Here is a 10,190-nt window from a genome sequence, read left to right as displayed (position 1 = left end):
ATGCCCGACCACCACAGCCGGACCGGCTTCGGGGTGGTGCCCGACGGCAGGTGGTCGACCCGCAGGTGAATCACGGTGCCCTCGATGACTGGCAGTTTGCCCAACTGTGCGGTCCAGGCGGAGCGATGGGTCAGCCGGGGGTGGAGTCGGTCCCATGCCTGGGCGGTAGCCGTGCCGTAGAGACGGGTCTCGGTCACCGAGGCCGCGTCGGGGGCGGCCCAGGTGTTCGGGCCGTCGAGGACGAACTCGCCGCCGTGGCGGGGCGGGCGGCCCATGCTGTGGGGTTCGCGGGGCGGGGCAGCCCGCCGCAGGACGCGGTCCGAGCGCATGCGGCCCAGCACCTGCACCGGCAGATCTGCCAGGAGGAAGGCGAGCCGGGGCACGTCGTATCCGGCGTCCACCACGATGAGGATCTCAGGCTCGCCCTCGTGCACTGCCCCGCCGCGAGGAGCCGCTCGATAAGTTCGCGCATCTGCCGTGCGGCTGGCTGTACTTGATTCGCTCGGCGAGCCGGCGCGTGGTGACTGCGTCCCAGCCGTGGGTCTCGGCGAGTTCGCGGGCCGTTGAGACGATCAGTTTGTGGCGGTTGGCCCGCTCGCGTTCCTTGCGGTGGTGTGCCGACAACCGAACCTGGCATCGCTGGACAATCGAGCGTCGGCAGGTCTGGCGTTGCATCAAATTCCAGCGCCGCCAGGGGCCTTGGAGCGGACATGCAGGACGTACTGGCAGTCGTCACGATCGTCGTGGTCGGGGTGATGGTGGGCGTGGAGTTCGCGGTGGCGGTGTTCGTCAACCCGATCCTCGACCGGCTCCCCAACGACGGCGGACTCGACGCCCGCAGCGACGGGGCGCGCGTCCTCGGCAGGGTCATGCCGTTCTGGTACACAAGCTCAGTCATCCTCGGCGCGGCGCGGGCCGCGCTGGCGTGGGGCGGCGCGGGCGCGTCGCTCGTCACCGCGGGCACGGTCCTGCTCGTGCTGAGCGTGGTGATGGCGATCCTGCTGCTCGTGCCGATCAACTCGCGCGTTGCGACCTGGTCGCGCGAGGGCGTGCCCGCGGACTGGAAGCAGCAGGTGCGACGGTGGGACCGGTTTCACCACGTTCGCGTGGGCGTCATCGTGCTCACCTTCACGCTGTTCGCCGTAGCCCTCGTCCAGGTGTGTTGTTCGGAGAGGTTGGTGACGCGGCCGGCTGGGGCGTGGCCGGTGACAGGAGTGTGCACCGGGCCCGCTTGGTGGCCGACCGCTGTCATAACGGCCTTGACGATGCTCACCGGTTCAAAGGCACCTACCCATCGGAAAGGCAGGTGGCCCGGCTGCCCGACGGCTACCCCGGTTGATGTGGACACTTCGTGATGCGCCACCATGGGCGCATGACGAACGGGGAGGCGAACGGCCCGGTGACGTGTCCCGGATGCCAGACGCGGGAGAACGTGTCGGTGGCCGAGGCGCGTACGGACAAGCGTGGGCGGCGCGAGGACCTGACGACCAGGCTTGCGTCGGCACCGAACCACACCGGCGACGGCTGCATTCACTTCTGCGAGGGCATCGTGCTCGCCTTCGTGGCCGGTGCCGCCGGGAAGTATTTCGCCGACGAACGGCACCTGCCGTGGCTCACGGCGGTGGGTGCCGTCGTCGCGGTGCTCATCGTGGTGGCTACCATCGCCATCGTCCGTGGCGAGACCCGGGACGCGCGGCGGGTCCGGGCCGGAGCGTCCCGGGCGGACGCACTCACCGCCGAGGCGCGCTATTGCTCCACCTGCCAGGGCGTGTTTTACCCCTCAGGGCACCCATGGCCGGGGATCGTGACGCCGGAGCACTTCCGCCACCATGTATGGACGGCAGCCGGCTACGGCGACCAGCTCGACCCGAAGGCGAAGGCGACCGAACTGCCCTGAAGCTCTTCCCTGGAGCGTACGGCGACCCCAGCGGGCACCTGGCACGAGCCTCGCAACGCGACGGCCGCGGTGGTGCAAGCCGTCCACCGGCGGCTTGCCGCCTGCAGCCTGCCCATACCGGCCACGTCCCGAACGAGTACCTCATGGTGCCCCACCGCGATGAACGCCCGATCGCCGTCCTGGACAATCCCGACGACAATCCCGGCTCGGATACGCCCTTTACGTACGGGCTGTGTGCTCGGGAAGGTACCTCAGTCGCATAAGACCACCTCTGCGGCTCCTGTGGGACTGGTGGGAGGCCCGGTTGATGTTGCCGTGGGTGTCGAAGTGCGCCCAGTCGCCTTCGCGGGCACGGAGAGCCTTGGCGGTGTGGAAGGCCTCCTGGCTGCGGGCCGGTCAGTGGCTGACGGCGCGGCGGGGGAGCGGCGAGGAGTAGACGACGCTGGTCGTCACCGCGCCGAGCGCCCCGATCCGGCCCGAGACCTCTTCCAGATGCTTCATCGACCGGGCGGCGACCTTGATGACGAAGCAGTCGTCGCCCGTGACGTGATGGGCCTCCAGGATCTCCGGCGTGGTCTCCAGCAGATCGTGGAACGGCTTGTAGTTGCCGTTCGGATAGCGCAGCCGGACGAAGGCGAGCACCGACAGACCGAGCCGCTCCGGTTCGATCACCGCCGCATAACCCGAGATCACCCCGGCCTCCTCCAGGCGCCGCACCCGTTCGGTGACGGCGCTCGCGGACATGTTCACGGCGCGCGCCAGCTCGGCGTAGCCCGCGCGGCCGTTGCGCTGGAGGACGTCGAGGATGCGCCAGTCGGTGGCGTCGGGGGAATAGCCGGTCATGGGGGCTGTCTAGCAGTGGAATCCCCGGCAGATCAAGGGTTTTGCCGGTGACCACTGCTTCTCCGGCCGATCAGGGAACCGTAAATTATTGGCCATGATCACTCACGGCACGCAGACCCCGCAGACCCCGCAGCCTCCACGGCCGACGACCGCCACCAGCGCCGTACTGGCCACCCCGCCCGCCGCCCCTGCCGACGCCGCCGCCTACTTCGCCGCGCGCCTCGCCTTCCACACCGATGTCGCCGATGTGCACGGCGCCCTCGCGGCCGGTGCCACCGACTTCGTCGTCGTCGACTCCCGCAGTACCGCGGCCTGGGACCAGGGGCATGTCCCCGGCGCCGTCCACCTGCCCACGGCCCGGATTCCCCAGGACGCGGGGCAGCTGCTGGACCCCGAGGTCCCGGTCGTCGTCTACTGCTGGGGCCCCGGCTGCGACGGCGCCACCCGCGCCGCCCTCGCACTGGCCCGGCTCGGCTACCGGGTCAAGGAGATGCTCGGCGGCATCGAGTACTGGATCCGCGAAGGCTACGAGGTGGCCACCTGGCAGGGCACGGAACGGCGCCCTGCCGACCCGCTGACCGCGCCCGTCGGGGCGGAGGACTGCGGCTGCTGAGGGATCGGGGCGGCCCGCCCGCCGCTGACCGCCGCCACCCGGCAGGGCGGGCGGGACCGTTCGGGTGGCGGGGTTCGTGCCCAGGGCGCGCGGCTACTCGCTGGCCACCGGGACTGATGAGCGAGGAGGCCGCCGATGCGACGGACGGCAGCCCGGCATGAGGCATGGGCCGCGAGCAACGGGAGTGTCAGACCTCAGGCTTAATGTTCCGTCACATGGCTACAACCACCACGACGTACACCTACTGCGCCCCGTCCGTTTTCGATGCCGCCATGCACGCTCTCGCCCTGCAGACCAGCGGGGGACGCACCCCGGCTGGGGTTGCTGCGAACCCCCGCTTCTTCGACGGGACCCTTACCGAACCCGAGGCGTCGGCGGCGGCGCTGCTCGCCGTCGCCGACGTGGCGGCCGCCCGGTACTACGACCCTCGGCCGAGCGGGGCCGCGAGCCTCGATCCAGTGGTGACGGTCGGGGGCGGCTGGCTGCGGTTCGAGTCGTTCTCGGGCTGCTGCGGCGTGCACGCCCAGCTGGATGTGCCCCCAGCCGGACTGGACGGCGGGGAGGTCGGCCGCGGCACCACGAACGTCGACGTCAACCTCCCGCTGCGGGACGCCCTCGGGCGGCTGACAGCCGGTGAGCCGCTCGGCCTCACCGTCGGGCCTGACGAACTCGCCGTTCGAACGGGCGGCGACCGGATCGTCGAGAAGAAGGTCCCGCTGCCCGATCGGTGGATACGCGGCTTCGCCGAGACATCGGTCATCGCCTCCCAGTTCGACCTCCGCGCCGAGCTGCCCGCCGCCGAGGCACTCCGCTTCCTGCGGACCCTCCCACGAGCTGGTTCCGGCAACGCCTCGCGCGGTGCGGAGTGGGTCGTCGCCAACAACGGGCGACTGCGCACCACGTCCCGGCCCGTGCAGGGGGCCGTGTGCCTGCCCGGACCGCAGCGCCTCACCGCACTACGCCGCGTGCTGCGCCACGCCCGTGGCCTCCGCCTCTACGGGCCGCCGGTCACCACCCGCAGCGCCACACAGGCCGCGGCGTGGGAGATATCCCTCCCGGCCGGCCTCCGGCTGACACTCACGCTGTCACCCGAGACGGGCCGGGGATTCTCCGGAGAGGGGACGGTGCTGGACGATCTCGCCGGGCCGGACGTCGAGGGCGATGCCGAGCTGCTGTCCGTCCTGCTCGCCTGGGACTCCCGGATCGACACCGCCGAGCTGGCCGCCGAGGCGGGGCTGACGGTCGAACGCACCCGCGCCGCGCTCACCCGGCTCGGGGCGGACGGCCGCGTGGGCTACGACCCCGCCGCGGCCGCGTACTTCCACCGCGAGCTGCCGTTCGTCCCCGGCCGGGCCGAGGACCACCACCCGCGATTGGGGACGGCACGCGCGATCGTCGCTGCGGGTGGCGTGCGCAGCCTGGGGCCGGGCCTCGCGGAGGTCACGACGACCGACGGGCGCACACACCGGGTGCGGGGCGACGCCGGAACCACCCGTGGGGCGTCAGCGTGCACGTGCGTGTGGTGGGCCGAACACCAAGGCCGCCGCGGGCCCTGCAGCCACGCCCTCGCCGTGCGCATCGCCGCAGACGACGCGGCGACCACCCCTGGCAATACCAAAGCGGCCCAGGGCAGCTGACCACCTGATGCACCCGCCCGGCGCGCCCGGCGCGCACCGCATCGCCTCATTCCGCACCACGTACCGACTACACCACCGCACGGGAGAGTGCTGCCACACATGTCCGACCACCCACTGTTCACGCTCATCGACAACGGGGACTACCGCGCCGTCCCCGATGCCCTGGCCGCCATGACCGCAGGCGAGCGCCGCGCCGCCGTTCCCGAGCTGAAAGCCGCCCGCGCGTCCCTCAGCAGGGTCAGCCTGTGGACCTACGACGACCCGCGCCGCATCGCGGTTCAGCTCGCCGGCGCGGGCTGCCTCGCCACCGCACCGGCCGTCGCCGAGTGGCTGCTCAAGGGCAAGACCCGAGTCACGAGCATTCCGAGCTGGCGGCCCGACGCAGCCCTGCTTGCCTGCCTGTTCGCCGACGGGCCGGACACCCGCGACTCCGACTTCCAAGCCGAGCTCGTCCGCCGGATCGCCGACAGCCGCCTCGATGAGGGCGAACTGCCCTACTACCACCTGGTCGTCGAGTTGATCCGGCGCTCCGGCTGTCCCGTCCCGACCACGGACGGGTTCGTCCTCACGTGGGCCAGGGAGACGGCCGACCGCTACAACGTCCCGCCCACCTGGGATGAGCGCCCGCTTGCCGTCATCCTCGCGGACAACCCGTTCCTGCAGCCTCTCGTCCACCGCTTGTTCGAGATCGACGGGGTGCCGGGCTACACGAATACGAGCCCGTACTCCCGCGACGACCCGGAGTACTCCTGGCCCGCCGCGCTCGCGGCACTCGCCTCCACCGGCACCCTCGACGCCGGCCGCCTCCACGACGCCGTGCTCGCTTCGTTGGTCCGCGGCACCGGAGCGGCCGCGGACGTCCGGTTCCGGCTGTGGACGCTGGAGGAACTGGCGCCCTCGACGGAGGAGTGCGCGAAATACGAGGACGACTACGTCCGACTGCTGCTGGACGGCCCGTCCACCGTGGCCGCCCACGCACAGCAGGTCCTGCGCGGGGTGCTGATGCCCGCCCGGGTCGTCGACGTGTCGCGTGATGCGCTGCTCCGCCCGGAGAAGAAGCTTGTCCGAGCCCAACTGGCCTGGCTCGAATGGGTTATTGGGCAGGATCCCGCGACCGCTGGCGCAGCGATCGCGGTACTGGCGGAGGCACGGGACGCGCTGGAGGACGCGGCACTGCGGGAACGGGTCGAGCGGCTGATCGCCCGTCATCTTCCCCGGAACGCCGAGGTTCCCGCGCCGTCCGCGGGCTTGAAGCGCGAGCCGGACATCGCCCCGCCCCCGCCGCCGAAGGCGGCGCGGCTGGACGGCCCTGTGGACGACAGCCCGGAGGACGCCGCAGCGGCTCTTCGCGTCTGGTGGCGCCGCCATCAGAAGGACGGCCCGTTCGAGGACGCCCTGCTGGACCGCCTGATCCGCCACGCCCACCGGGATCGCGAAGGGCTCGCGGCCGCGCTGCGGGCGGGGATCGCCGATCACCTCGATTGGTTCTCTCAGGCCGGGCACGAACCGTGGAACCTCCTCGGGGTGGCGGCGGCCGTCTGCGGGGTGCGGTATCCGGGTAGTGGGTCGATGCTCGACACCATGGTGGAGATTCGGGGCCGGGAACTGGTCGATCGGGTCCAGAGGGGTGTCACGACCCCGTTCCTGCTGGCCACCGCCACACACGACAACGGCACGATAGGGGCGGCCGAACTTGTCGCACGGATCGCCGAGTACGAACGACTGGAAGTCGAGCCCGGACCGGTGGACCTGGCGCAGGCGCTGCTACGGGTCGTGCCAGAGGATGATCCGGACGCGCGGGCGACCGCTGAGGCGCTTACTTCGCCCGCAGGTCGCCGCCTCGCGGACCGACTTCAGAGGGGCGGACGAGACACGGACCCGGCCGCCCACCCCGAACCATTCGCCACCCTGCTGGCCGGACCCGGACCCGCCCCGACCCGCAGCCCTGTTTATGCCCCCTCGATATTCCCCTGCCGCCCGGAGGACCTCCCGTGCGACCCGGACATCCAGGCCGACTGGGCGGTGAGTAACTGCAGCGGCGACCGTATGGACTGCCGGACCCTGGAGCGGCTGGCGGCGCTGCCCGGCCCCAAGGGCGAGGCGATGCACCGCGCACTGGCCAAGGGACTGAACGATGACCGCCGCGAGCACCGGACAGCCACGGTAGACGCGTTGGTCATCATGGTCTCACGCAGGGAGCTGGACTCGGCACTCCTGGCTGCGGCCCTCGCTGAGATGGCAGTAATACTGGCGGGCTCTCGCCTCGCATCCGCGCTGAGGGACGCCTCGGTGGCGGTAGGGGCAGGGGCGGTGTGGCCAGTGCTGTCGGAGTTTCTGTCGCGGCTGCTGCCGTCTGGGGCGCGCATCCACGGCCTGAGCGATCTGCTGGCGACGGCGACGGACCTCGCCGCCCGAGCCGGGGCGTGTGGGGAGATACCCGGCCTGGAGGAGGTGGCGTCCCGGCCGCCGAAGTCCCGCCTGGTGAAGGAGGCACGCCAACTGCGCGGCGTCCTGACCGGGTGAAGACGGGCCGGGGGCGCTGCGGCGCCCCCGGCCTCCAGTGGTGGAGGAACGCCCCCGTCGCTATCGGCCCAGCGGGCCCGCCTCACCCGCCAAGCCTTCGTACGGCAAGCCGAATCGCCTTACCGGAGCGACTGCCTGCTGCCCTTCGGTAGCTCGATGCCGCACTGGCCGCACCGCCGGATGTTCCTCCTGGCCATACCTCCAGGGCCATCCCATCCAGCGGAGCAGGCCAGGGCCGGTCACTCCTCGTCGGTGGCGTCCGGGTCGCGCAGCGGACGCAGGCCGCCGGGCAGGTCGGGAAGCTGGAAGGAATACCGGCCAAGCGTGTTGATGTGATGCCGCACAAACGGCGAAAGGCGGGCCACGTCCTCGTCACGAATGTCGAGGCCATCCGCCCGCAGCTGGCTCACCGCGGCGTCCATGTACCGCGTGTTGAACAGCACCAGGGCGTTGAGGACCAGGCCCAAGGCACCGATCTGGTCCTCCAAACCGTCCTGGTAGCGCTGGTAGAGCTGCCCGTGCCTACCGTGGAAGATCTTTCGGGCCAGGGAGTGGCGGCCCTCCTGGAGGTTGGCCTGGCTCTTGATCGACAAAAGCGACCCGCGAAGGCTCCGACACGCAATCACCCCAGGTCAAAGCGCCAATCAACGCCCAGAGGGATTAGCGCACGATCTGACATGGATGTTCCTCAAGCCCCGATCTGCCCGCTCCTGCCGACCGCGACGGAGAGCACCTTGCCGTCCGGGGTGAAGTGGTACTTCGTCTCCGCACCGTCCTCCATCAGCCCGACCTCGATCGCCCGGTTCCACGCATGCCAGATCCGTTCGATCTCCGCCTCGGGGAACGGCGGCATGCCCGCCACACGCGGGGGCCGGCCTTCGTCGTGCTCAGTGCGCCGCGCGCACCGCCGAGACCAGTCCGCCGGTGCCCTCGTCCTGCTGCGGCGGGGTGAGCACTGGACGGCCGTAGGCCTCGGCGCGCTCACGCAGGGTGAAGGTCTCGGCCTCCCAGCCGAGGCCGTCCAGCCAGCCGACCGGGTCCTCCGGCATCTCCGAGACCCACATCGGCGCTGCCGATCCCGGAGCGGCGTCCCCGCGGAAGCGTTCGACCACACCGCGCGGGCCCAGTGTCAGGCCCATCCTGCTGCCTGCAGCGGACAGCGCGCCTACCCGTTCGAGCAGCGACTGCACCGCGTCCTCGGGCAGATAGATCAGCAGTCCCTCGGCGATCCACACCGTCGGCTGCGCCGGATCGTGCCCGGCCGCGGCCAGGGCGCCGGGCCAGTCCTCGCGCAGGTCGACCGGGACGGTGATCCGCTCGCAGCGCGGAACGGCCCGCTCCTGACGCAGCACCGAGGCCTTGAAGCCCAGCGGTTCGGCCGTGTCGACCTCGAATAGCCGGGTCCCCGCAGGCCAGTCCATTCGGAAGGCCCTGCTGTCCATCCCGGCTCCGAGCAGCACGACCTGCCGGACGCCGGACGCGACCGCCCGGTCCAGCAGGTCGTCCAGGAACTTCGTCCGGATGACGATCGAGAAGGCCACACCGAGCCAGCGGCGCCGCGCCGCCTCGTCCGCGCGCGGGGGCGGCGGCGTCCCGGGGCCTCTCCCGCCGGCCGTGGCGAAGGCCAGCGCCAGCGGGTCCCGGAACAGCGGCTGCTCGCGTGCCGTCTCCATCGCCCTCACCCGGGCCACGCCCACGGCTGTGGCCCACACCCCGGACGGCTCGACCCGTCCCGCCGCATCAGTCATGCGTTCAGCCTAGCCAGGCCGCCGGGGCGTCACACCGGCGTGGTGGGAAACAGCGCTCCGGGGGCCAGGTCCAACCTGGTGGCGACGACGTCCTTGGGCGGGGTGAGGTCCAAGTGCCAGTCGCCGAAGCGGCGTAGGGTGCGCGTGATCAGCGGGCTGACGGTGGCCAGGTCGTCGGGGTCCACGAGATGGCCCTCGGCGGCGAGGGCGTTGGCGGCATCGGTAATGTCCAGCGCGGTGGAGTAGATCGCGCAGTTGGCGATCAGCTCGTTGAATTTGACGACTCGCTCCTGGTAGTCCGGGTCGTTGTGGCCGATCAGCCGTCCGCCGATCATCAGATGCGTAGCGAAGCCGTGGAACGCCTCCGTACGGTTGGTGATCGCGGTGATCTGGACACGCAGCTCGGGTTCGGACAGGTATCGAAGGAGCGTCACGGTCCTGACGACCCTGCCCAATTCGCGTAGCGCCTTGTAGATCCGGTTGCGCTTCGAGTGGTTGCCCAGGCGGCGCAGCAGCGTCACCGAGGACAGTCGGCCCTCCCGGATCGAGATCCCGGTGCGCAGCAGATCCTTCCAGTGGCGTTCGATGAGGGCCCAGTCGATGACGTTGTCGTCGAACAGGGAGTCGATGTGTTTGTGCCGCACCTTGGCGTCCGGCCGGTAGAAGTTCAGGTCGTGCCAGTTGCGTATGCGGGGAAAGGAGGTCGAATCCGAGGAGCGCGGCCAGGCCGAACACCTCCAGCAGCCGCTCGGACTCAGCGCGGTGCTCCTCACGCAGCGCCTCCAGCCGGGCCCGGCCCTTCTTGTGGATGACCGCCATACGCTTGCAGAACATCTCGGTCACCTCGTCCCGAGCCGAGGTGCGCAGCACGTGGATGAAGCTGGCCAGCAGCGTGAACCGCTTCTCCTCGCCGATCTTGACGAAGTCCG

At 70.9% G+C, this 10,190-nt stretch carries 8 protein-coding genes and 4 pseudogenes; 5 read left to right on the top strand and 7 right to left on the bottom strand.

The features are described from left to right. Both AB0D04_RS17875 and AB0D04_RS17870 read right to left on the bottom strand, forming a co-directional pair. Positions 1–481: pseudogene (locus AB0D04_RS17875) on the bottom strand (transposase); the annotation flags it as partial. Next, positions 481–624 (bottom strand): annotated as a pseudogene (locus AB0D04_RS17870) (TetR family transcriptional regulator); the annotation flags it as partial. The pseudogenes AB0D04_RS17870 and AB0D04_RS17875, both read right to left, overlap by 1 nt. A gap of 86 nt (positions 625–710) precedes the next feature. Between AB0D04_RS17870 and AB0D04_RS17865 the strand changes: the two are divergent. After that, positions 711–1,157 (top strand): annotated as a pseudogene (locus AB0D04_RS17865) (DUF1772 domain-containing protein); the annotation flags it as partial. A gap of 215 nt (positions 1,158–1,372) precedes the next feature. Beyond that, the gene (locus AB0D04_RS17860; protein WP_362703883.1) at positions 1,373–1,897 is read left to right on the top strand and encodes a hypothetical protein; all 525 of its coding nucleotides are present in this window, start codon (positions 1,373–1,375) and stop codon (positions 1,895–1,897) included. A 396-nt stretch (positions 1,898–2,293) separates the two neighbouring features. Here the strand turns inward: AB0D04_RS17860 and AB0D04_RS17855 are convergent, their stop codons facing one another. Next, a complete protein-coding gene (locus tag AB0D04_RS17855; RefSeq protein ID WP_362703881.1) occupies positions 2,294–2,740 on the bottom strand; it encodes an Lrp/AsnC family transcriptional regulator in 447 nt (148 codons plus the stop codon). A gap of 94 nt (positions 2,741–2,834) precedes the next feature. On the opposite strand from AB0D04_RS17855, the gene AB0D04_RS17850 reads away from it, so the two are divergent. From AB0D04_RS17850 to AB0D04_RS17840, 3 genes are all read left to right on the top strand, one after another. After that, positions 2,835–3,353: a rhodanese-like domain-containing protein gene (locus AB0D04_RS17850; protein WP_362703879.1), complete on the top strand. Its 519-nt coding sequence runs from the start codon at positions 2,835–2,837 to the stop codon at positions 3,351–3,353. 215 nt (positions 3,354–3,568) lie between these two features. Further along, complete coding sequence (locus tag AB0D04_RS17845) at positions 3,569–4,990, top strand: SWIM zinc finger family protein (protein WP_362703876.1); 1,422 nt, start codon at positions 3,569–3,571, stop codon at positions 4,988–4,990. Positions 4,991–5,089: 99 nt separating this feature from the next. Beyond that, entirely contained in the window at positions 5,090–7,513 is a 2,424-nt protein-coding gene (locus tag AB0D04_RS17840; protein ID WP_362703874.1) for a DUF6493 family protein, read from the top strand. A gap of 239 nt (positions 7,514–7,752) precedes the next feature. Here the strand turns inward: AB0D04_RS17840 and AB0D04_RS17835 are convergent. From AB0D04_RS17835 to AB0D04_RS17820, 4 genes and pseudogenes are all read right to left on the bottom strand, one after another. Next, positions 7,753–8,091: pseudogene (locus AB0D04_RS17835) on the bottom strand (Tn3 family transposase); the annotation flags it as partial. Between the two features lie 110 nt (positions 8,092–8,201). Further along, on the bottom strand, positions 8,202–8,366 hold the full coding sequence (locus AB0D04_RS17830; RefSeq protein WP_362703872.1) for a hypothetical protein: 165 nt from the start codon (positions 8,364–8,366) through the stop codon (positions 8,202–8,204). A gap of 34 nt (positions 8,367–8,400) precedes the next feature. Then, on the bottom strand, positions 8,401–9,261 hold the full coding sequence (locus tag AB0D04_RS17825; protein ID WP_362703869.1) for a class I SAM-dependent methyltransferase: 861 nt from the start codon (positions 9,259–9,261) through the stop codon (positions 8,401–8,403). Positions 9,262–9,290: 29 nt separating this feature from the next. Further along, positions 9,291–10,034, bottom strand: coding sequence for a Tn3 family transposase (locus tag AB0D04_RS17820; protein ID WP_362703866.1), 744 nt, complete (start codon positions 10,032–10,034; stop codon positions 9,291–9,293). Positions 10,035–10,190: the final 156 nt, after the last annotated feature.

The organism is Streptomyces sp. NPDC048483 (assembly GCF_040651455.1).
Lineage (GTDB): Bacteria > Actinomycetota > Actinomycetes > Streptomycetales > Streptomycetaceae > Streptomyces.
Note: the sequence above shows the minus strand (reverse complement) of the source record. Positions and strands in the feature narration are given on the sequence as shown.